Source organism: Planomicrobium sp. CPCC 101110, from assembly GCF_007859395.1.
Taxonomy (GTDB): Bacteria; Bacillota; Bacilli; order Bacillales_A; family Planococcaceae; genus Planococcus.
In genome coordinates, this window is the sequence record NZ_VOHD01000008.1 from 49,544 (window position 1) to 71,291 (window position 21,748).

The following is a 21,748-nucleotide window of genomic DNA, read 5'->3' on the forward strand; positions in this document are numbered from 1 at the left end:
ATATCTCGTTCAGTTTTGAAAAAGCCACTCATTTCAATAGAAAACGAGCAGCCCGATAAGCGATACCAATATGGAGGAAGTTGACAAACTCGACATAAACAGCAAAAGCCAAGCAGCAATGGATTGCTTGAATTGCTGCAGGCCCTCATCTTCAGCAAGCTGTTGGTTTGTGCGCTCGAGCGACCTGGATTTTGCCATGGGCATGAAAAAAGGGCCCATTTGGCGGAAACCGCTGGCGAACAGATCCAGAAACTTCGTCTGCCAAATTTTAATGCAGGCAGCAATGATGGCAGCCACCAAGCCGAACAGAAAGGCGTAATTGATCCATTCGACAAGCGACCAGCTCCAAATCAGTTTACAGGCAATCCACAGTACTATAAGACAGCTATTCAATCCGATAAATCGTTTCATCTTCTCACCTCATAAAAAAATACGGCAGCACCTGATCTTCTCAGCCATCCATTAAAGCTGGATTGCTGGAGACGGGACACTGCCGATTCAACTCCAATTCCCATCAGGAATTTCTAGCTTATTTTGTTTTCTCTGCCCATTTCAAGTAAGGGTAGCGGTTCACATAGTAAGCGATATTTTCATAATCTTGGGATACCATATACGTGTTTTTATAGAAATAAACAGGCATAAACGGCATGTCCGTCATTAAGATTTCTTCTGCTTGGTGAAGCATTTCAAAACGTTTGTTTTCGTCTTGTTCCACTTTAGCATCAGCCATCAAAGAATCGAATTCTTCATTTACCCAACCTGTGCGGTTGTTCGGGCTATCGCCAAGGTAGTAGTCCAAGTTGACAACAGGATCAACAAAGATTCCGATCCAGCCCATACGCGCCATTTGGAAGTTTCCTTGTTTGGTTGTCTCCAAATAAGTTCCCCATTCTTGGTTCGCCAATTTAACGTTGACATCCAAGTTAGCAGATAACATTTCCTGTACGGCTTCCGCCATTTTCTTGTTGCTTTCCAAAGTATTGTACATCAATGTCACTTCCGGCAATGTATCCCAGCCTTCTTCAGCCATACCTTCTTCAAGAAGTTTTTTCGCTTCTTCTGCGTTTTCTTCAAAGTAGTCCCCGCCAGCTTCACGGAAATCACCTTCAGCTGTTTCAGCTCCAGTTGGAACCATTGCATATGCTGGAGTTTCTCCGGCTTGCGTCACGTTCTCTACCAAGGCTTGGCGATCTACAGCCATTGCAAAAGCTCTTCTGACTTTCGCATTTGTAAACGGCTCTTTTTCAACATTGAACATGTACATATACGTTCCGTAATAAGGGACTTCCATGTATTCCGGATTTTCTTTTTCAGTAGCAATTACATCAGTCGGCAATGTCATAACCAAATCCAACTCGCCTGTTTTGAACATTTGATAATAGGTTGAAGCTTCGTTTACCAATTCGAACGTCACTTTTTCCATTTTCACTTCATCTTTAGCATAGTAGTCGTCGTTTTTCTCGATGACCACATTGCTGTCATGCTGCCATTCAGTCATTTCGAACGGCCCGTTACTCACATAAGTATCCGCTTCTGCCGCCCAGTTTTTGTTTTCTTCAACAGCTTTTTGTTGAACCGGATAGAATGTCCACAATGTCAAAAGACTGTCAAAATACCCTAGCGGAGCATTCAATTCAACTTCAAATGTCGTATCATCAACTGCTTTGATTCCTACATCTTCCACTTTGCCTTCGCCTTTATTGTAAGCTTCGGCGCCTTTGATATAGTAAAGATAAAAAGCGAATGCACTCCCTGTCTCAGGGTTCAATACGCGCTCCCACGCATATTCAAAGTCTCCTGCTGTTACCGGAGAACCATCTGACCATTTTGCGTCTTCACGCAATTTGAAAGTGTAAGTTTTTCCGTCTTCAGATACGGAAACATCAGAAGCCGCCCCTAAAACCGGATTCCCTTCCTTATCGCGTGTGTATAACCCTTCAAAAATATGATCTAAAACCCAGCCGGATGTCGTATCTGTAGCAAGTGCCGGATCGATTGCGGGCGGTTCAGACATTGCATTGACTACCATTTCTTGTTTGATGTCCGTGCTTGCCCCTCCCTCGCTTGATGAGGAAGTTTCTCCTTCTCCTCCGCCGCCGTAGCAGCCTGCTAGTGCTGTTGAAGTTGCAAGCAGCACACTCATCGGTAATAACCATTTTTTCATCTTGTTCTCCCCTTTTAATTTATTAGTATAAATGACAAGCAACCCAATGCTCGTCTTCTACTTCTTTCCATTGTGGTTCTTGTAATGCGCAAATTTCCATAGCATGCGGGCATCTTGTCCTGAATCGGCAGCCGCTTGGAGGCGCTGTCGGACTCGGCGGATCGCCTTGAAGAACAATGCGTTCTTTTTTGACGGCTCGCGGGTTCGCTTTTGGAATGGCCGATAACAGGGCCTGTGTGTAAGGATGCAGCGGATTTCTGAACATATCATCGCTATTGCTCAGTTCCATCATTTTCCCAAGATACATGACGCCGATCCGGTCGCTGATATGTTTCACCATGCCAAGGTCATGGGCGATAAACAGATACGTCAAACCTTCGGATTCTTTCAATTCTTCCATCAAGTTGATGACTTGCGCCTGGATTGATACATCCAATGCGGAAATCGGTTCATCGGCGACAATGAATTTCGGTTCCACAGCTAACGCCCGTGCTATTCCAATCCGCTGCCGCTGCCCTCCGCTGAACTCATGAGGAAATCGCTTGGCGTGTTCGGGGCGCAGGCCGACCTGTGCCAACAACTCATAAATCCGGTTTGTGCGATCTTTTCCTTTGAAAAGTTTGTAGGCATCAATTCCTTCTGCGATGATGTCACCAACCCGCATTCTCGGATTGAGCGAGGCATGCGGATCCTGGAATATGATCTGCATTTCTTTGTTGACGTTTCGCTGGGCCTCTTTATCAAGTTGCAGGACATTCTGCCCGTTATAGATAATGTCTCCTGAGGTCGGCGACTGCAGCCCCACGACAGTTTTCCCTAATGTGGACTTGCCGCTTCCGCTTTCACCAACCAGGCCGAACGTTTCACCTTTTCGGATCGAGATGGTGATATCATCCACCGATTTGACAGTGACATCTTTTTTAATGTTGAAGTATTTTTTCAAGGAATGGATTTCGACAAGATTTTCTGCCGTGTTTTTCTTTCCTGCCTCTTCGATTTTTTCCACCATCACTTCTCACTCCCTACTGCAATGGCTTTTTCTTCTTCTCTCGCAAAAACATGCTCCACTTGCGGTGCGCGGGAATCATTCAGCCAGCATTTGGCAAGATGGCCTTCTCCGATTTCAAAATTACCAGGCATTTCTTCTACACAAATATCCATGGCGAATTTGCAGCGAGGAGCGAATGGACAGCCTTTTGGCGGCGAAAAAAGATCTGGCGGCGATCCTTCGATCGGGATCAATTTCTTTTTCTCCGGCCCCTCTACATCCGGAATAGAGTTCAACAGCCCCCAAGTATACGGATGCCGCGGATTTTCAAACAACTCGTAAACAGTTCCGCTTTCAACCATCATTCCGCCGTACATGACGATCACCCGCTGAGCGGTTTCAGCTACAACACCCAAATCATGGGTGATCAAAATAATCGCTGTATCGGTTTTTTTCTGGATATCTTTCATTAATTCCAGCACTTGTGCCTGGATGGTTACATCGAGCGCCGTGGTCGGCTCGTCGGCAATCAGCAATTCCGGATTGCATGCAAGCGCGATGGCGATCATTGCCCGCTGACGCATCCCGCCGCTGAATTCATGGGGATACTGGTTATAGCGTTCTTCAGCATTTGGTATCCCGACCAATTTAAGCATTTCAATCGCTTTTATCTTTGCTTCTTTCTTCGATAATTTCTGGTGGGCAATGACGCCTTCGGCAATTTGTTTGCCGACAATCATCGTTGGATTTAAGGAAGTCATCGGATCCTGGAATATCATTCCGATCTTGGATCCTTTTACTTTTCTCAATTCCCTTTTCGAAGCACCCAGTATTTCTTTTCCTTGGAACTTGATGCTGCCGCCTTTGATGATTCCTGGCGGCATTGGAATCAGGCCCATAATGGTTTGGACAGTAACACTTTTGCCGCTTCCGCTTTCACCGACGATGGCGACCACTTCCCCTTTATCCACGTGGAAAGAAACGTCGCGGACGGCTTTTACTTCGCCGCCGTATGTTTTAAAATTCACTTTTAAATTGTTTACATCCAATAAACGACTCATCGCTTTTACCTCCTACTTACGGGCTCGTGGATCGAGAGCATCCTGTATCCCATCACCAAATGCATTGAAAGCAAACATTGTCATCGCAATCATGAATGCCGGGAAAAATAATCTCCACCACTGTCCGCTTAAAATGACGCCAAGTGCATCATTTGTCATCGTTCCCCAACTTGCAAAAGGAGCTTGAACGCCAAGGCCTAAGAAACTCAAGAAAGCTTCCGCAAAAATGGCGGTCGGAATGGTGAACGTCAAATTGATAATGATAATTCCCAACGTATTGGGCAATAAATGGCGTGTAATGATTTTTGTGTGCGATGTTCCAAGCTTTTCTGCAGCCAGAACATATTCTTGCGATTTCAATTGCAGTATCTGTCCACGGATGATTCTTGCCATCCCTACCCAGCCTGTGATGGACAATGCGACAATGATTGTCGTAATCCCCGGCTCCATGACGACCATCAAAAGAATAACAACCAATAGATAAGGAATGCCGTATAAAATTTCAACAATTCGCATCAAAACATTATCAACACGGTCCCCTAGTTTCCCTCGCCCGGCCATATAGCCGGATACTCCCCCAACAATAACGCCGAGCAGCAAATCGACGAATGCGGCGACAAAACCGATTGTCAAGGAAACTCGAGCTCCTTGCCATGTACGGCTCCACATATCCCGCCCTAAATCATCCGTGCCAAACCAATGTTCGGAAGAAGGCGGCTGGTTAGTGTTGGTCAAGCTTTGCTCAGATGCGCTATAAGGCACCATTGCAGGCCCGAATAATGCTAGAAAGATAATCGACAGCAAAAGCACAAGCCCGATAACTGCGAGTTTATTTTTTATGACACTTAGGAATGTTTCTTTCCAAATGCCTAAACTTGGACGTTCAATGACATCTGATTGCTGCTTGGCCGGATCTAGTGGCCGAAACAATGAATCGTTCGCTACTTTTACCACCTGTTAATCCCCCTTGCTCGTCAGTTTAATTCTCGGATCAATAAATCGATAAGAAATATCGATCAAGAACAACGTAACAACCAAAATGGTGCTGAAAAATACCGTTGTTCCCATGATGACTGGATAATCACGATTGAATATGCTATCCACAAAATATTTCCCGATCCCTGGAATCGCGAATATTTTTTCAATAACGAATGTCCCTGTGATCAATGCGACAAACAATGGGCCGATAAACGATACAACCGGCAAAATCGCATTGCGGATTCCATGGCTGACCACAATCTTGAAAGAAGACAACCCTTTAGCGTCAGCTGTTTTAATGTAATTCTGATTCATGACTTCAAGCATGCTTGATCTCATGAACCTCGCAACAACGGCAAGCGGCGTGACTGCCAGCGCCAATGTCGGCAAAACCGAATGCTGGAACGTTCCCCATGAAGCTACCGGAAGAAGGCCCCACTTGACCGCAAAAAAGTTGATGAGCAATGGCGCCAGGATAAAGCTTGGAACAGAAATTCCGACAATCGCAAAAACCATAGACACATAATCAAGCAATCTATTATGATTCAGCGCAGCAATAATTCCGAGCAGCAAGCCGAAAATCAGTGCTACAACGATTGCCTGGATGCCCAATGTCGCAGATGCAGGAAATCCATCTGCCAGAAGGTCATTTACAGTTCTTGTTTCTGACTGGATGGAAGGTCCTAAATCCAGCATGGCCAAGTTCTTCAAATACAATATATATTGAACAGGTATAGGTTCATCCAAATTGTATTTTGCGCGCATGTTCTCTACAACTTCTTCTGGGAGAACATCTGCATCCGAGGCAAATGGGTCGCCCGGAATCAATTTCATGATCAAAAACGTCAACGAAGCGATTACCCAAATGGTAACAAGCATCGTAATAAAGCGTTTTACAATATACATTCCTTCAACACCTCAATTCAAATTGGTTTACACTCAAGCATTCACGCTGCCAAGCACGCCGTTCGTTGCGGTTATCGCAATGATTACACATCCCCACATATGCTTATAGGCCGTGACCATGTCATCGCATGTAAAGCGGATTTGTTTCGGCCCGATCAACTCGACGCTTGGAATGGTCGTTGTCATCTTCGCTTGCTGTGATCCTTTGAATTGAATTTCAAACGTAATAGGGCCTTCCAGCACCACAGGTTTTTGGTTTGCCGCATTTTTTACGGCAGCTTCGGCTTTTTCCCGAATAATTTCTTGGGCAACTTCCGGATGAAGGAGTTCTGCAGCAAAACGGTCTACTGCACGTTTTGTCACTGCCGCTTCCACATGGGGCAGAGTTTCCTGAACTTCCCGGACATAGGCGTCATCCCCGCTTATAAAAATTGGCGGAACACCGAAAGCACCCGCTACATATGTGTTCATCTCTGTTTCTCCAACAACATGTCCATTGATCTTTAGCTCATTGACGCAAATCCCCGCCAGTGAGTGGCTGATCACCGCAACATCTGAACCTCCTTCGCGGCCATGGTGGCCAACAAATAAGATTCCGTCGAACGTTTCATCCAACCCTTCAAGCTGGCACATAACCCGGTTGTTCCCGGAAACAAGGCGCGCGCGTTTATCCAATTCTTCAATGATGATATTGGACATGTTGCCATGGCCATCTGCAACCACGATTTCCTTCGCTCCTCCATTGAATGCTCCTTCTATTGCCGCATTAACGTCTGCCGTCATCAATTTGCGGAAACGCTGGTACTCGGAAGGCGTTTTAAGCTGCTGGTTCGTAGCTACACCAGAAATCCCTTCCATATCTGCTGAAATGAAATACTTCATTGTGTCCCGACATCCTTCGCATTATATTTTTGTTCTTGCACATAATATTTTGACAAAAAATTTTGACTATTTAACATATGGATCTTTAACGTATGTATTCGAAAGTATTTTTGTATACATCCAATTGGATTATCGTATTGATGTCTGTCACTTCTTCTATTGAATTGATTGCGTATAATACTTCGGTAATTTTTTCTTGATCTTTCACTGTTATTTGAACAAGAAGAGGATATTCTCCGGATGTCACAGTAATATAACGGATTGGAGGAATTTTCTTCAGTTCTTTGATGACTTGCTGCAGGGACCGGGATTGCGCTTTGATCTGGATAATAGCGCCAGCTTTGAGCCCAACAGCAATCGGATTGACAATTCCAACCACGTTGAGAATTTCTTTATCAATCAGGTTTTTGTAGCGCAAGCGAATCGTTTTTTCGGTGACATGCAAGCATTTTGACAACTCGGCGAATGATACGCGCCCATCTTCTGATAACCGTTTGATGATGCCGTGATCCAGTTCATCTAGTTCATAAACCATGAAACACCTTCTCTCTGCCTTGGCGCTCCTTCGTTACCGGAATAAGGTCTTTTTTTCGATTTCAGTAACGCTTTACAATATTCTCAATATATTTTATTATCTAAAAAAGGAATATTAATGAATAGTTTATAATATGTATTTTTATAAAGCAATGCTTTTTTTTATCAAAATTGGAGGTTTTTATATGTTAGCGATTTCAAATGCAAAAGTTTTCGATGGCATTGGCAAAGTGCTGGATGGCCATGTCATCTACGTGAAAGATGGGAAATTCGAAGCGATTGAACCACAGAGCGACATTCCGGCAGGCTATCGGATCATAGATGCTTCCGGAAAAATAGTCACACCGGGACTGATTGACGTCCATACCCACTTGGGCATTTCAGAAGAAGGCGTTGGCAAAGAAGGCGCTGATTTCAATGAGACGAGCTCCGCTGTTACTCCGCAAATACGGGCTATCGATGGCATCAATCCGATGGAAACAGGATTCGAAGATGCCCGCCGTGCAGGTGTCACGACAGTCCAAGTCATGCCGGGAAGCGCCAACGTGATCGGAGGCGAAATGCTCGTTTTGAAAACAGCCGGCCATATTGTAGACGATATGGTTTTGCGGTCTCCTTCCGGAATGAAAGCCGCTACTGGCGAAAATCCGAAAAAGTATCACGGAGACAAAGGAAGGATGCCGGTGACCCGGATGGGCGTTGCGGCATTGATACGCGAGAAATTGATAGAAGCGCAGAATTACATAAATGGAGAAAAAAAAGAACGGAAGCTGGACATGGAAAACTTGGCGAAAGTGCTGAACAAAGAAATTCCATTGCGGGTCCACGCTCACCGGGCGGATGACATTCTTACTGTTCTTCGCATCAAGCGTGAATTTGATATCGATGTTACGATTGAACATTGCACTGAAGGACATCATATCGCCGACTATATTGCAAAACACGATGTGCGGGTTTCGGTTGGTCCGACAATGTCGACTCGCTCAAAAGTGGAACTGAAAGATAAAAATTGGACGACGATCAAAACATTGATAGATGCTGGCGTGCCTTGCTCGTTAACGACGGATCATCCTGTCGTCGGCATTGAATATCTAGTGACGAGTGCCATTCATGCGATCAACCACGGCATCACCGAGCAACAGGCGCTGACCGCCTTGACTTCTGATGCTGCAAAGCACTTGGGAGTGGAAGATCGGGTCGGTTCCATTGAACCGGCTAAAGATGCGGATTTCGTCATTTGGAGCGGCAACCCGTTTGAACTTTCAAGCAAAGTGGAGAGCGTCTATATCAACGGCGAAGCAGTCCATTGAACGAATAAAAGCAGCCTCTCATTCTCAAGAGGCTGCTTTTATTATTTATGAGGGCCTTTAAGGAGCCAGATCCGAATTATTCAGGGCACTTTTCGAATTGAGTGCTTCCATTAAAATCCGCAGACCGATTTCGTGGCCGTCCATGACATGTGGCAGCTCTTCAGGTTCAACCCAAATGCGGCATGAGGATTCATTTTCTCTCAAAAACGGCAAACTCTCTTCAACGTCTACTCGATAAAACAATTGATAGCCAATCCTCGGGTACGGACCGGATTCCCAAAAATCAGGGTTGTCTGTGTGATCCACTTCAATGGCTCCTATGTAGCTGGCCCTCCCCTTAATATAAGCTTCTTCATATATTTCCCTATGCAGCGCCCCTTAACATGGACCAGCAACACTTTTCCTCCACTGAAACAATCGGCATGGACACTTGTGATAATATCTGCTGCGCTGATTTTCGTTGCAGCATGCCACCGCAGGCAAACTTTTTGCCCTCCCCAATTCCCATAGATATCATTGGCCATTTCTCTTCTCTTCAATCCAGTGCCCGTTTTTCTGTTGGAATGTATATACATCCCCACCCTCGATGGACGCCAGTTGTTCGTCTTCAAAATACATGCCGGCTTCATCATCTATTCCATAGCCGGCTGCAGCACCTGTTTTGGCAATGGCTGCTTTCAAATTTTCTTTTTCTTCCCAATAGGTGTAATGGACGCTAACGACACAGTCCTTTAAAAGCCCCAGCCCCTCCAAAAATAAATGTTCGTTTCTTGCATTGTCAATCGGCGGAATAACGCAAACTTCCGGGCTGATCAAAGCCCCAGCCGAAAAGCCGGCAACCGGAACTCCCTGTCCGTACCGTTCTTTTATAACGGCCCCAAGCACCGTACCAGCGATATAATCCCGGTAACGTTCTGTGTCGCCTCCGCCGATAATGATACCGGTACATGTCTGCAGCTCTTCTATATCTTCCTTGGATGGCTGAGGGGTCAACAGCAAACAAAAAAAGTCCTTTATTCCATTCTCCTTCAAAACATCAGTGTATTGGGGCAAGTAATTCTTCCATCCTTCACGTTCTACAAGCAGAATGGCCACTTTTCCCCTGTCTTTCAAAGACAGTTCAGCAAACTTTGCGCCAAATTGCGCTTCAAACGGCGGGTTGCCGCCTTGCAGGAATAAATGTTTCCCCCCCATGCCCTCTTCCCCTTTCCATTGTTATTCCAGGATATATTCAAGCACTTCGTCTATATAACTGCTGAGCGGTTTGCCTGAATCGATCACCAAGTGTTCAACATTAAGCGGCTTTTCGCTGCTATCGACGGCTACAGAAAATACTTTTTCCGATAAAACTTCTTGGATCTGGCTGGTTTTTCGGCTCCGATTTTTCAGGCGCTCGTTTATTTTCTGGAAATCATTCAAATAACATTCAACATATTTATATTTCACGTTATACTTTTCCGCTAGCCTCATGCCGTTGCCAAGCATTTCGGCATACAGGCAGGGGCTGTCAAAAATAACGGCATGGCCAAGTGAAAGATGGAAATCTATCAAGGACCAGTCGACTCCATAAGATATTTTGCCGGCTGTTTTGGCATCCATTGTCTGCACTTCCATGAATTCCATCAACGCTGACTTCACCACATCATGATCAACAATGACCGCGCCGGTCCTTCTTGCGAGCATGTGGGCCAACGTCGATTTTCCGGAGCCCGGAAATCCGGACATTTGAAGAAAAAACATAGCAGCAGCCTCGCTTTTTTAAGTTATTTAGGAGGATTTTCTCCTATTTTATCTTTTTCGAATATTTTAACGTGTTCTTTACTTTGCGGCGATATACTAGGTGGAAAGAAGACGATTCCATTCAGAAACAGAAAAAATTGGCAATGCCCGCTTAAACTAAAGGAGATGGACTATGCAAAAATTCATGCCTTACATGTTCTTTATAGCTTTGTGCCTTGTCGTAAGCACAGCTTCTCATATAACCTACCTTTATGAATGGACGCAAGGCCGGTTCATGGCAGGAAATAATGATGGCTTGTCCCAAATGCTGCCGTTCAAAAACCATTTATACCATCAATACACTTCCGGCGAGTTTTTCTATTCGACGCAATTGGGGTTGGGAAGCGGAACTCTAGGCTGGCTTTCCTATTATTTCGCGACATCGATTTTTTTCATCCTGACCGTCTGCCTGTTCTACTTGCTGGAATTGGGCGGCGTTATACCAGAACCCGACATCCTATTCTGGGGCCGGGCGGCTGTTTTCATTAGTATCATCCGCCTTGCAGCAGTCTTGGCTATTGCCTCCGCCGTTTTTCGCTATATGAAATTCAAGCCGATTCCAGCTTTTCTTGGCTCCTGTGTTTATGGAATATCCGGCATGTATTTTAGCCATACCGCATATTGGGAATTTTTTGCTGATTCTTATTTATGGCTTCCCCTGCTGCTGTTCGGGGTTGAAAAGATTTTTCGGGAACGGCGTTCTGGCTGGTTCTTGTTTGCTGTCGCGCTGTCCATGTTCGACAACTTCTATTTTGCTTATATCAATCTATTAGTAACAGGCATTTATACAGCTTTCCGCTTTGTTATGCCGCTCGAAAAAAATGAAACGCCCAAAAGCTCTGCGATCAAACAGTTTTTGATCGCAGGGTTGGTTGGAGCCGGCATCAGCGCCGTCTCTTTTGTTCCGGCAGCCTACTCCTTTTTCAATAATTACCGTCCGCCCTATGCACATGAAATCAGCTGGTTTGACTGGATCGACAATATTCTATTCACCAGCAGTTACCTTGTTTTGCCAGCTGCTTTTGTCTTGATGGTGTTTGCACTTCCCCTTTACAAGAGCGCCCGGTTCCGCTTTTTTTCCTTGCTTGTGCTGCTAGGGGTAGTGCTTCACTATAGTCCGTTGATGGCAAGTGCCTTCAACGGCTTTTCCGCTCCTCAATACCGCTGGGAGTATTTCGTTTCTTTTGCGGCGGGAGGAGCGGTGGCGGCTGGGTTCAGCAAGTTGCCGCAGCTGAAAGCAAATCATATTGCAATCGCCGGAGTACTTGGATTGGCAGCTTATTTCTGTTTCGCAATCCTGGATCCTGAACGCGATGTTTCTATCCCTTTCCTTACAGTGATTTTTGGAATTGCGTTGTCCATTTTCTTTTTGTATACCCGCGCTGTCCAGAAAAATTCTATGACAGGGCAACTCATGGTCTTAATCATTATAATAATGGTAATTTCAGTAAGCGGTTTTCGGTTTATCAAGGCAATAATGGAAAACAATTTTGATGTCCGCCTTCCACTATACATCGGCGTTATAGGGGTCGCCCTTATTACTTTCATGCTGTTTACACGAGCTGTGAGGGATAGCGCAAAAGTGGCGCAGCTGGTTGTGTTTGTAGTATTTGCGTTGATTTTGGCAGCCAACGGCTTTCAATATGTCATGCTTGTCACTAGCGGAAACACGCATAAAGTTTCAGAAGAGCTTATTACTGGCCCGGATTATGACGATCCTGAAATAGTGAATCTTCTAACCGCTATAGAAGAGCGCGCAACCGATTCCGTCTACCGGGTCGAATGGATGGAAAGCCAGCGGAACAATACGCCTCTCGTCCAAAACTTCAGGGGATTGAGCGCTTATTCTAGTATCTTGAATGATGAAGTGGTGCACTTTTATTTGAACGACCTCGAGATCGATATGGCGCGCGAAAGCGTGAGCCGTATAACGACACTTGGCAAACGTACAAATCTGCATAGTCTGCTGAAGGCCAACTATGTGATTTTACGCCCAAACAACAAGAATATACCTGCCGGTTTTGAACAGGTGCTGGCCGGCGAAAATTTTGCGGTTTTTGAAAACCGTTATCCGCTTCCGTTTGTCCGGGCCTCGCCACTTGCCTACAGTGAAAAGGAATTGGAGCAGGAACCGATTCTTCTGCGGGAGCATGCAATGCTCAAGGGTATCGTTTTAAACAATCCCAAAACCCCTGCCCCGCTTCCTCCTGCGCCTAAAAAGCTGGCGTACACTGCCGTAGAAAACAACGCAAGTTTTGATGGAAGCATCCTTGACGTGACCGGCGACTCGGGCGGTCTGGATTTGGCATTGGATGAACCTGTACCGGAAGGAAGCGATCTGTATATATCGTTTCATTTGATCAACCAAAAGCCGGATGACGGGTTTACGCTTGAAGTCAATTCCTATAAAACTTCACGGAAATGGAGCGGCTCCGTCTATAAAACATACATTGACGATTTGACCATCCGCATTCCAGCCGATGATACAATCCGTATTCAAGTGCCCCGAGGAGTTTATGAATTGACGGAGTTGGAAATCTATGAAGAACCGTATGAGGTGCTGCGCCAAGAAGTTGAACAGGCAACGCAAGAAACGAAAGCAGAATGGAATGGCAGCCGCCTCCATGCTGAGTATGCAGCCGCTGAGGAAGGCGATTTCCTTGTAATGCCGGTTCCCTATGAAATTGGATGGAGTGCGAAAGTGAACGGCAAGAACACAGATGTTCTGGAAGCAAATTACGCCTTCTCGGCAGTCGCAGCTGAGGAGGGCTTCAACACAATCGAACTTACTTATCGGCCGCCTTATTTTTACCGTTCCCTTTTCGTTTCTCTCCTCTCGCTGGCAGCCGCGTTTTTCTGCATCCGAAAAGAAAAAAGGATTAGAAGGAAAAAAACTGGGTAAACCGTTACTAGCAACTTCAGCAACTATCTTAAACCAGGAGGGAATCGCATGGCAAAACAACTGGCTATCCATGAAACACTTGAAGTCCATGAGGTGCTTATTTTCAAAACAGCATGCCTCGCAAAAAACAAACTATTTGTTGACATGGTGCAAGACAAAAAACTGAAGGAAATTATCGAAGAAGATACCGAGTTATCCACAAAAGCGGTCAAAGACTTGCGTAAAATCCTAGCTGATGCCAGCAAACAATCGAGCGGGGAGGAAGCGTAATATGACAAAAAAAGAAGAAGAAAAACAGTTGGAAAACGAACTGCAAAATGTGCCTGACGGTTTGATCGATGATATGGTCATTGCGACCGACCTGCTGGTGTCCGCAAAAGCCGGTGTCCGCAATCTTGCCGTGGCCATCACGGAAACCGCAACTCCAAGTGTAAAGAAGGTTTTGCGCCGTGAATTGGACAACGCAATCGAGCTTCATGACAAGCTTGCCCAATACATGATCAAAAACGAAATGTACCATGCTTATGATATAGACGAGCAGCTCGAACACGATCTTAAAAAAGCGGATACCGCACTTAAACTCAGCAAATAATCGTTAATCGAAAGAAGGCACCGGCAAATCTTCTTATTTGCCGGTGCCTTCTTTGGTTGAAGAAGTTTGGTGAATCCAGCTTCCTTTAAAATTCCGCACTTTCCAGCAGCTTCCCTTGCGACTCATAGTCTTTCATGTACTTGATCCGCCGCTGCGCAGATGTCTCGCTGACCTGTTCGTCAGCGTGGTAAGAAGAACGCACCATGGGGCCGGCTTCACAATGCTTGAAACCTTTTTCAAGAGCAATTTTCTTCAGTTCCGCGAACTCATCCGGGTGGTAATACCGGACGACATCCAAATGTTTTTTTGTCGGCTGCAAGTACTGGCCGATTGCCATGATGTCCACGTTATGTGCAAGCAAATCGTCCATCGCTTCCAAAATTTCCTCTTTCGTTTCTCCGAGGCCCACCATGATACTTGATTTTGTCGGAACATGAGGGGCAATTTCTTTTACGCGTTCCAGCAGCTTCAGCGACCGGTCATACATTGCGACAGCCCGCACACGCTTCGTCAGGCGGCGGACGGTTTCAATATTGTGGTTGAAAATATCAGGCTCACTGCCCATTAATGTATGTAAGCTTTCGTAATCGCCTTTCATATCGGAAGGCAAGATTTCCACGGTGCAGCCGGGTACTCTCCGGCGGATGGCCCGGACAGTTTCAGCAAAAACGGCGGCACCGCCATCTTTCAAGTCATCTCTCGCCACGGCAGTAACCACCACATGCTTCAATCCCATAATTTCAGCAGATTCGGCGACGCGTTCCGGCTCCCCCCAGTCAAGTTCGTTCGGCAATCCCGTTTTGACCGCGCAAAAGCGGCATGCCCGTGTGCATGTGTCGCCTAATATCATGAACGTCGCTGTTTTCCGCACGCTCCAGCATTCATGGATATTCGGACATCTGGCTTCTTCGCAGACAGTATTCAATTTTTTCTCCCGCATCAGCTTTTTCAGTTCAGTATAGGATTCGTTGGTGTTCAACTTGACTTTGAGCCATTCAGGTTTGCGCACGTATTCCTTGTTCCTTGTCATGATTGCCGCACTTCCTTTCTTCCTCTTGAATAGTTCCACTCTTCGCTTTTATACTTCTCTTCCAATTCCTGTGCCTCCGCCAGTAAAAGAGATGGCAGTTCAAACGGAATCAATTCAACATCCAGCCCTTGCTCAAAACCTTTCTTGAAGGCCGCTTTTGCCTCATCAAAACTGATGGGATGCGGCAAAACGTCATTTATGGCAACTGCACGGTTGCCGAATGCCTCCCTTGCCCGTTGTTTCACTTCTTCATTTGGGTATAAGAACAAATCAAACAATTTGTTTTCATCTATTTCGAGCGGGATTGACCCATGCTGAAGAATAACACCACTTTTGCGTGTCTGGGCGCTTCCTGCCGCTTTCTTTCCATCGATCACCAATTCGTACCAAGAAGGTTCTTCAAAACAAACCGCCGACCCTTTTTTCGCCATTTCGCTTTTCGGCATTGCAAATTCCGCTTTGATCCCAAGTTCCTTATAGCCTTCGAATAACCCTTTGGATAATACCAGATAAGCCTCCTTAACGGTTTTCGGCATATCCGGATGCTCTTCCGAAACTATGACGCTATACGTCAATTCGGAATCATGCAGCACCGCTTTGCCGCCAGTCTGTCTGCGCACAAGTTCAACTCCGTAGTTCCTGGCCCCTTCCAAATCGATCTGCCCATCCACTTTTTGAAAAAAACCGATTGAAATGCCGGCCGGCTTCCAACCATAAAAACGTAAAACCGGCGGTATCTTGCCCGCGCTGTGCCAATTCAGCAAAGCTTCATCAAGCGCCATATTAAATGCCGGCGAGCAATGGCCGGAATCCACCAAAAACCATGTATCTTTCATTTTTTCCCTCCTTTTTGAAAATAAAAAGCGCCGCTTCCCATGGGGGAAGCGGCGCATGCAGTCGCAAAAAGAAGCATTCGCACACTACTTCCCTCCGCTGGCATGGTCCAGATCAGGTTCAAAGGGTCCGAGCAATGCCCGTCTCAGCCAATATGCGGCTCCCCTAGTAGTCAACTTTTATTTTCAATTGTTAAAATCTTATCACACTCTCCATATGAGAACAATAAACAGTAAGAAAATTGCTCCTTTTTATTCCATTTTACTTCCACACAACTCTTATCCTATTTTCGCAGGATTTCTTCGATCTCATCCATCAGCTCGGATTCAATCCGTATTTCCGCAGCCGCTATATTTGACTGCACCTGCTCCGGCCTTTTGCCTCCCGGAATGACGGCATCGATGCCAGGCTGTTCAAGCAGCCAGGCAAGCGCCAGATTGGAGACGCCTGTCCCTTTCTTGTCCGCGATCTTTTTCAACTGCTCCACTTTTTCGATGTAATCCCTGAAATTCCCTGACTGAAATAACGGCGAACTATTGCGCCAGTCCCCTTCTTCCAGCTGAAAATCTTTTGAGTATTCTCCACCAAGAATACCATATGCCAGCGGCCCGTATGCAACGACCGAAATATTGTTTTGAACGCAATACGGAAGCAAATCCGCTTCAATCTCCCTTTGGAACATATTGTATTGCAGCTGGACAGCAGAAATTTCAAGGCTGCTATTGGCTTCTTTCAACTGTTCGAGCGAAACGTTCGAAACACCGATCGCCTTGATCTTCCCTTCCTGTTTTAAACCGGACAGCTCGGCCACCGCTTCTCCAAGAGGCGTTTTTCCGTCTGGCCAGTGAATATAGTATAAATCCACATAATCCAGCTGAAGGCGCTTCAAGCTTTCTTCCAAGGCACCGCGCAGATAGGCCGGACTATTATCTTTTGTCCCGTTCCGCCAATCGCTTCCGCCTTTTGTGGCTATAACATACTGGTCCCGCCGATACTCCTTCAATACTTCACCGACCAATTCTTCCGAACGGCCTTCGCCGTAAACATCAGCCGTATCGACAAACGTGATGCCCTGATCCAATGCAGCGCGCACAAGATTTTTCCCATCTTCTTCGTTCAAATCCTGATAAAGGTTGTGTCCTCCTACTGCATTCGTTCCGAGACCCAAGACAGAAATTTGAAAATCGGTTTTTTTCATTGTTGAAAATTTCATCTAAACACCCTTTCTTGTGGATTGAAGCGTTCAGGTAAGCCGGCCTGCTCCATCATCTCCCAAGAAAAACCGCCCGCTTATCCTATCAGTAGTCTCTTTACCCTTTCCCCCCAAGTTTATGTCCACCCTCTAAAAATGATTAACTTCCTGATAAAGGGGAAATGCAGAAGAAATACCTTTTTTGAATGGAGGAAATGGAATGGACAAATACACGACCCTGAACATCCTATACGCCGGAATTGCGGCGACCAGCATTTACCTATTGCTGCAAAATTACAAAAAACAAAAAAATACGTATTGGATCTATAAAGACCATGATATTCGAAATAGCGCAGAAGTCGACCGCCGGGAAAGTCCAAATGCTGCCTATGACGACGCGGAAATCGGACTTACGGAACTTGATGCCGCGTATCGCGCTGAATGGACGTCTATGGGCTATCCTCTCACCCACCGCGAACTTGAGGAAAATGACAATAAATACAGCTGAAAGAGGAGCCGACACCGCTCCTCTTTCAGCTGTTCTGCTTTTACCAGGTATCTCCGCCTGAAGGAGGCGGCCAGGCTCCAGACATTCTCCGGACCATGGCAACTTGGCCCGCATGATAAGTATTGTGGAGAGCGATTCCCATCAGCCATTCCGCTCGTGTTCTCCCTTTGCCAGCCGGACATTTTTCCATCAAATCTTTTGCCCCTTCCTGTTCGGCTTCCTGCAAGCTTTTCAAAAACCGTGAGACTGCGCCTTCCCATTCTTCCTGACTGGCTGGAGCCGATGAATCAGGCCATGATTCCATGGCATGTTCCGGGCTTTCGGGCACTTCCCCCTTTAAGTAGGCCAACATGAAATCCTGCCAGTAAAGCATATGGTTCAGAAGCTCCCACACCGAATGCGGGCAGTGCTCCCTCTTTTCACCAGCCAGCTGCCAGGCCAGGCCATCAAACACAGTTGCTGTATCAACATGCGCTCCTTTGCCATGCAAACCATTTTGAAAAAAGTTCTTGTCCATAGCAATCCTCCTCAGGCTTCCGGTTTTATCAAGCTGTTTCCAACGGAATCCGCTGAAAATGGTTCTCTGACCCTTCCCGACAGCCAGTCAATAACCAGCGGATTCTTTCCTATTACCATTCAACGCACGTGCAAAAAAGCCTGCTTAGAAATCGCTCGATTTCTTAGGCAGGCTTTTTCTGTTCAATTGTATGACTGATTTGTTTTCCATCCGTTTGTTGGCATGTGCACGGGAGTAATATTCCTGGACCAAGTAAACGGGTCTGCCTTTTGTTTCTTGAAAAACTTTTCCCAAGTATTCGCCGATAATGCCCAGCGACAACAATTGGATGCCCCCAAGAAATAAAATGACCGCCATCAATGATGGATAGCCAGGAACAGAATCATTGAAAAGAAGAGTCCGGACTAATATGAACAGCATATAAAGAAATGCGCAAAGCGAAACCGCCATTCCCATGAATGAGGATACGCGCAGCGGTGCAATTGTCGATGCCGTGATGCCATCGATAGCCAAATTGAACAATTTCGGATAGTTCCATTTTGTTTTCCCGGCCACCCTCGCCTCCCTGTCGAATAATATCTCTTTCTTGTTATAGCCGATCCAGCTGAACATCGCTTTCGTGTAGCGCTGCGTTTCCCGAATCTGGTTCAGCGCTTCAATACATTTGCGGTCAAGCAGCCGGAAATCGCCAGTATTGCTTTGGACAGGAATGGATGACAATTTCCCCAGCAAATTGTAATAGGATTCGGATGACCATTTTTTGAACCATGTCTCTCCCGCCCTGCTTCTCCGTCTCGCAAAAACATCATCATAGCCTTGTTCCCAGTAATGGAGCATCTGCGGGATCAATTCCGGAGGATCCTGCAGGTCCGCATCCAGAATGATGACCGCATCTCCACGTACATGGTCAAAACCGGCGAGCATGGCAATCTCCTTTCCGAAATTCCGGGACAAGTTGATGTAAGAAATTTCCGGATGGAACATCGACATCCCTTTCAGCATTTCCAGTGTACGGTCAGTACTCCCATCATTGACGAACAAATACTCGAAGCGATATTGCGGAATTTGGGATGTCACTTGTTTCAACCGCTCCAAAAGGACCGAAAGCACCTCCTCTTCATTATACGCGGGAATAAGTATGGTTATTAGCTTCATTCTCCGTCACACCTTTCACGTCATCATGTCTTCTCTAGGTGGAATCATGGTTTAGGGGCTTGCTTTGAAATCAGGGGTGGCTATGCTATACTTTCGATAGTTTTTCCCCTTATACCAAGTGAAATTTACAAGGAAGGAGCAGCCCATGCCAGAACAGTTACTATCCAAATGGATTCAACACATCAAACCCCACTGGAAAACGGCTTTTCTTTCCACAGTGGTTATCGGTTTCTTGACGCATATGTATATATTTACGAATGCGATTCCAAACCACGACAGCCTGATCAATATATACACTCCTCAATTCAATTTTAATCTTGGCCGCTTTTATCTATCCCCGTTCAGCGGAATCAGCTCTTATTTCGATTTGCCATGGATCAACGGGCTTCTGTCTATTTTCTACTTGGCAGTATTTGCTGCCATGATTGCCGAACTGCTGGATTTGAAAAAGGCCCTTTCCATCATTTTAACTTCGGGCCTAATTGTCGCTTTCCCGGCAATAAGTGCCATTTTTTCGTATATGTTCACAGCAGACGGCTATATGGCAGGTTTTTTGCTTACCGCATCCGCTTTGCTTCTTACAAAAAAATACAGTTACGGCTTTTTGCCCGGCTCGCTGCTGTTTTATTTCGCGGTAGGAATCTACCAAGTCAATTTACCGTTGCTTTTAACATTGACTACCCTTTTCTTGATTAGTGAAATCCTTTATAAAGGGATATCACTAAGAAAATTTTTTACATACGCCTTTCGTTTTTTTGCATTAACTGCCATCGGCATGGCGCTTTACGCCATTACTTTCACGCTTTACCGGAATTTCTTCGCAGGCGAGGTGAGAGATTATCAAGGGCTGAATGAAGTAGGCAGCGCATTCAGTTTATGGGACCCCATCATCCGGGTCCGAAATGCCTTTTCACACTTTTTCTTCCGCGGCTTTGCCCCGGACATGCCGGCCAATTTGTTTGAAGTTGCCAACGTAGCCGTTTTTGCGCTGCTCCTGCTGGGATTTGCGATGTTCATCAGGCAGCGCAACCAAGCTGTAGCAAAACCGATGGCTGCCATTGCAGCTGTTTTAATCTTAAGCCTGCCTTTTTCTGCTTACAGCCTTTATTTTGTTTCGCCTGGCGTGAATTATCATATGCTGATGATGCTGCCGCTCGTTCCAATCTATTTGCTGCCTGTTCTTTTCTATGACAATCTCGCAGCTGCAACCCCGAAAACAAAGCTGTTTTCCTGGGCGACCGTACTGGCAACAGCACTTGTTGTCTTCAATTTCGCCTTGATTGCGAATATCTCGTATTTCAATATGAATTTGAAATACGAAAAATCGGTTGCGGCAGTCAATCGCATCGCCAATCGCATGGAACAGACAAGCGGCTACGAAAACGCCAGTAAGCTGGCAGTATTCGGGGAAATCTCCATGGAATCCAAAATGGCAACTGAGTATGTGCCTGAAAGCATTCCCCGTATGACAGGAGCGCTTGGAGATACGTTCTTGAGGTTCCCGAGCCATTATCAGTACATGATGGAAAATTTGTATGGCATCTCATTCGAGTTGGTGACTCCCCAGGAATACGAAAGCATCCTGGAAAGCAGTGCCTATGCAGATATGGACAGCTGGCCCGCCGCTGACTCGGTCCGGATAATCGACGATACGGTCATCATCAAGTTAAGTGAAGAACCCGAATAATCCATTTGTCAGCTTTTTTCGCCGGCGCCTAACTCCAGTGTTCCACTGATTTCGATTCCGTTCAATGCTTGGGTCGCCAGCCGGTCCGCTTCCCCATTCGATTTCCTCGGCACCAGTTCGTACTCCGGCTGGATGCCGAGGTTTTTCAGTTTTTCGTCAATCCGATCAGCCCATCGCGACAAATCAGCTTCAAGCGCCGGCCATTCTCCGGCCATTTGGTTGATCACCACTTTGGAATCCCCGATAAACCGCACCGGCATATGGTGCACATCCAACAGTTCCAATTCCTGGACGGCTAAATATAGTGCGGCGTACTCCGCTTCGTTGTTTGAAGTGAGTTCGGAAGAAGGCGCGTTTTGGCGCAAACGGTATGACTTGCCATTCTGCTCATAGTAAATGGCACATCCAAGCCCTGAATGCTTGGTCGCCACATCAAACCCTCCATCAAAAAAGACTTCAATATTATGCGGTTCTGTTTCAATTCCTTTTATATATCCTCTCAGTTCTTTTAATGTCCACGTGCTGTCGAACCGGTCAACAAACTGCAAACTTCTAACCCGACCTGTACGTTCGATATCTTCAGCCAGCAATACCGCTTGTGCAGCCGGCATTTCTCCTGAACGAAAAAAAGTTTCCGTCCCTTTCGGCGTCCGGTAAGCCCATTCGATTCGGATATTCATCGCTGCTCCCCCTTCTTCTGTCCGTATACTTGTCTTATTTCCTTTTCAG

At 46.0% G+C, this 21,748-nt stretch carries 23 protein-coding genes and 1 riboswitch; of the genes, 6 read left to right on the plus strand and 17 right to left on the minus strand.

Annotated elements, in window-relative coordinates:
- Positions 1-33 precede the first annotated feature (33 nt).
- The 8 genes from FQV30_RS12120 to FQV30_RS12155 all read right to left on the minus strand — a co-directional run bounded on the left by FQV30_RS12120 (position 34) and on the right by FQV30_RS12155 (position 7,514).
- Positions 34-411: a DUF3899 domain-containing protein gene (locus tag FQV30_RS12120; RefSeq protein WP_146500419.1), complete on the minus strand. Its 378-nt coding sequence runs from the start codon at positions 409-411 to the stop codon at positions 34-36.
- 118 nt (positions 412-529) lie between these two features.
- Positions 530-2,164, minus strand: coding sequence for a peptide ABC transporter substrate-binding protein (locus FQV30_RS12125; protein WP_146500420.1), 1,635 nt, complete (start codon positions 2,162-2,164; stop codon positions 530-532).
- Positions 2,165-2,186: 22 nt separating this feature from the next.
- Positions 2,187-3,173 carry an ABC transporter ATP-binding protein gene (locus FQV30_RS12130; protein ID WP_146500421.1) on the minus strand — a complete coding sequence of 329 codons (987 nt, stop codon included), beginning with the start codon at positions 3,171-3,173 and terminating at the stop codon, positions 2,187-2,189.
- Positions 3,173-4,213 carry an ABC transporter ATP-binding protein gene (locus tag FQV30_RS12135; RefSeq protein ID WP_146500422.1) on the minus strand — a complete coding sequence of 347 codons (1,041 nt, stop codon included), beginning with the start codon at positions 4,211-4,213 and terminating at the stop codon, positions 3,173-3,175. The genes FQV30_RS12130 and FQV30_RS12135 overlap by 1 nt, the downstream gene beginning before the upstream one ends.
- 12 nt (positions 4,214-4,225) lie before the next feature.
- Positions 4,226-5,167: an ABC transporter permease gene (locus FQV30_RS12140; RefSeq protein WP_146500423.1), complete on the minus strand. Its 942-nt coding sequence runs from the start codon at positions 5,165-5,167 to the stop codon at positions 4,226-4,228.
- A 3-nt stretch (positions 5,168-5,170) separates the two neighbouring features.
- Entirely contained in the window at positions 5,171-6,097 is a 927-nt protein-coding gene (locus tag FQV30_RS12145) for an ABC transporter permease (RefSeq protein WP_146500424.1), read from the minus strand.
- 33 nt (positions 6,098-6,130) lie between these two features.
- Positions 6,131-6,979, minus strand: coding sequence for a M55 family metallopeptidase (locus FQV30_RS12150; protein ID WP_146500425.1), 849 nt, complete (start codon positions 6,977-6,979; stop codon positions 6,131-6,133).
- Between the two features lie 85 nt (positions 6,980-7,064).
- A complete protein-coding gene (locus FQV30_RS12155; RefSeq protein ID WP_146500426.1) occupies positions 7,065-7,514 on the minus strand; it encodes an Lrp/AsnC family transcriptional regulator in 450 nt (149 codons plus the stop codon).
- Positions 7,515-7,698: 184 nt separating this feature from the next.
- Here FQV30_RS12155 and FQV30_RS12160 point away from each other — a divergent pair, with 184 nt between their 5' ends.
- On the plus strand, positions 7,699-8,823 hold the full coding sequence (locus tag FQV30_RS12160; RefSeq protein WP_146500427.1) for an amidohydrolase: 1,125 nt from the start codon (positions 7,699-7,701) through the stop codon (positions 8,821-8,823).
- Positions 8,824-8,880: 57 nt separating this feature from the next.
- On the opposite strand, the gene FQV30_RS18220 is transcribed toward FQV30_RS12160, so the two are convergent.
- From FQV30_RS18220 to FQV30_RS12175, 3 genes are all read right to left on the minus strand, one after another.
- The gene (locus FQV30_RS18220) at positions 8,881-9,129 is read right to left on the minus strand and encodes a hypothetical protein (protein ID WP_255473434.1); all 249 of its coding nucleotides are present in this window, start codon (positions 9,127-9,129) and stop codon (positions 8,881-8,883) included.
- Between the two features lie 207 nt (positions 9,130-9,336).
- Positions 9,337-10,017: a Type 1 glutamine amidotransferase-like domain-containing protein gene (locus tag FQV30_RS12170; protein ID WP_146500428.1), complete on the minus strand. Its 681-nt coding sequence runs from the start codon at positions 10,015-10,017 to the stop codon at positions 9,337-9,339.
- Positions 10,018-10,038: 21 nt separating this feature from the next.
- Entirely contained in the window at positions 10,039-10,563 is a 525-nt protein-coding gene (locus FQV30_RS12175; RefSeq protein WP_146500429.1) for a P-loop nucleotide/nucleoside kinase family protein, read from the minus strand.
- 172 nt (positions 10,564-10,735) lie between these two features.
- Between FQV30_RS12175 and FQV30_RS12180 the strand changes: the two genes are divergently transcribed.
- From FQV30_RS12180 to FQV30_RS12190, 3 genes are read left to right on the plus strand one after another with little or no spacing between them, the layout of a single operon-like run.
- Positions 10,736-13,504 carry a YfhO family protein gene (locus FQV30_RS12180; protein ID WP_146500430.1) on the plus strand — a complete coding sequence of 923 codons (2,769 nt, stop codon included), beginning with the start codon at positions 10,736-10,738 and terminating at the stop codon, positions 13,502-13,504.
- 48 nt (positions 13,505-13,552) lie between these two features.
- Positions 13,553-13,774 (plus strand): spore coat protein, encoded by a 222-nt coding sequence (locus tag FQV30_RS12185; RefSeq protein WP_146500431.1) that lies wholly within the window; start codon positions 13,553-13,555, stop codon positions 13,772-13,774.
- 1 nt (position 13,775) lies between these two features.
- Positions 13,776-14,096, plus strand: coding sequence for a spore coat protein (locus tag FQV30_RS12190; protein ID WP_146500432.1), 321 nt, complete (start codon positions 13,776-13,778; stop codon positions 14,094-14,096).
- Between the two features lie 85 nt (positions 14,097-14,181).
- Here the strand turns inward: FQV30_RS12190 and lipA are convergent, their stop codons facing one another.
- From lipA to FQV30_RS12205, 3 genes are all read right to left on the minus strand, one after another.
- Positions 14,182-15,126 carry a lipoyl synthase gene (gene lipA / locus FQV30_RS12195; protein ID WP_146500433.1) on the minus strand — a complete coding sequence of 315 codons (945 nt, stop codon included), beginning with the start codon at positions 15,124-15,126 and terminating at the stop codon, positions 14,182-14,184.
- The gene (locus FQV30_RS12200; protein ID WP_146500434.1) at positions 15,123-15,962 is read right to left on the minus strand and encodes a lipoate--protein ligase family protein; all 840 of its coding nucleotides are present in this window, start codon (positions 15,960-15,962) and stop codon (positions 15,123-15,125) included. The genes lipA and FQV30_RS12200 overlap by 4 nt, the downstream gene beginning before the upstream one ends.
- A gap of 72 nt (positions 15,963-16,034) precedes the next feature.
- A riboswitch (TPP riboswitch) is annotated at positions 16,035-16,137 on the minus strand.
- 106 nt (positions 16,138-16,243) lie between these two features.
- Entirely contained in the window at positions 16,244-17,173 is a 930-nt protein-coding gene (locus FQV30_RS12205; RefSeq protein ID WP_146500435.1) for an aldo/keto reductase, read from the minus strand.
- Positions 17,174-17,372: 199 nt separating this feature from the next.
- Here FQV30_RS12205 and FQV30_RS12210 point away from each other — a divergent pair, with 199 nt between their 5' ends.
- Positions 17,373-17,660 (plus strand): hypothetical protein, encoded by a 288-nt coding sequence (locus FQV30_RS12210; RefSeq protein WP_146500436.1) that lies wholly within the window; start codon positions 17,373-17,375, stop codon positions 17,658-17,660.
- Between the two features lie 40 nt (positions 17,661-17,700).
- On the opposite strand, the gene FQV30_RS12215 is transcribed toward FQV30_RS12210, so the two are convergent.
- Positions 17,701-18,177 (minus strand): DinB family protein, encoded by a 477-nt coding sequence (locus tag FQV30_RS12215; RefSeq protein ID WP_146500437.1) that lies wholly within the window; start codon positions 18,175-18,177, stop codon positions 17,701-17,703.
- A gap of 144 nt (positions 18,178-18,321) precedes the next feature.
- Complete coding sequence (locus FQV30_RS12220; RefSeq protein WP_146500438.1) at positions 18,322-19,332, minus strand: glycosyltransferase family 2 protein; 1,011 nt, start codon at positions 19,330-19,332, stop codon at positions 18,322-18,324.
- Positions 19,333-19,477: 145 nt separating this feature from the next.
- On the opposite strand from FQV30_RS12220, the gene FQV30_RS12225 reads away from it, so the two are divergent.
- Positions 19,478-21,019 (plus strand): glucosyltransferase domain-containing protein, encoded by a 1,542-nt coding sequence (locus tag FQV30_RS12225; protein ID WP_146500439.1) that lies wholly within the window; start codon positions 19,478-19,480, stop codon positions 21,017-21,019.
- Positions 21,020-21,027: 8 nt separating this feature from the next.
- On the opposite strand, the gene FQV30_RS12230 is transcribed toward FQV30_RS12225, so the two are convergent.
- Positions 21,028-21,699, minus strand: a complete 672-nt coding sequence (locus FQV30_RS12230) for a ribonuclease H family protein (protein WP_146500440.1) — start codon at positions 21,697-21,699, stop codon at positions 21,028-21,030.
- Between the last annotated feature and the right edge of the window lie 49 nt (positions 21,700-21,748).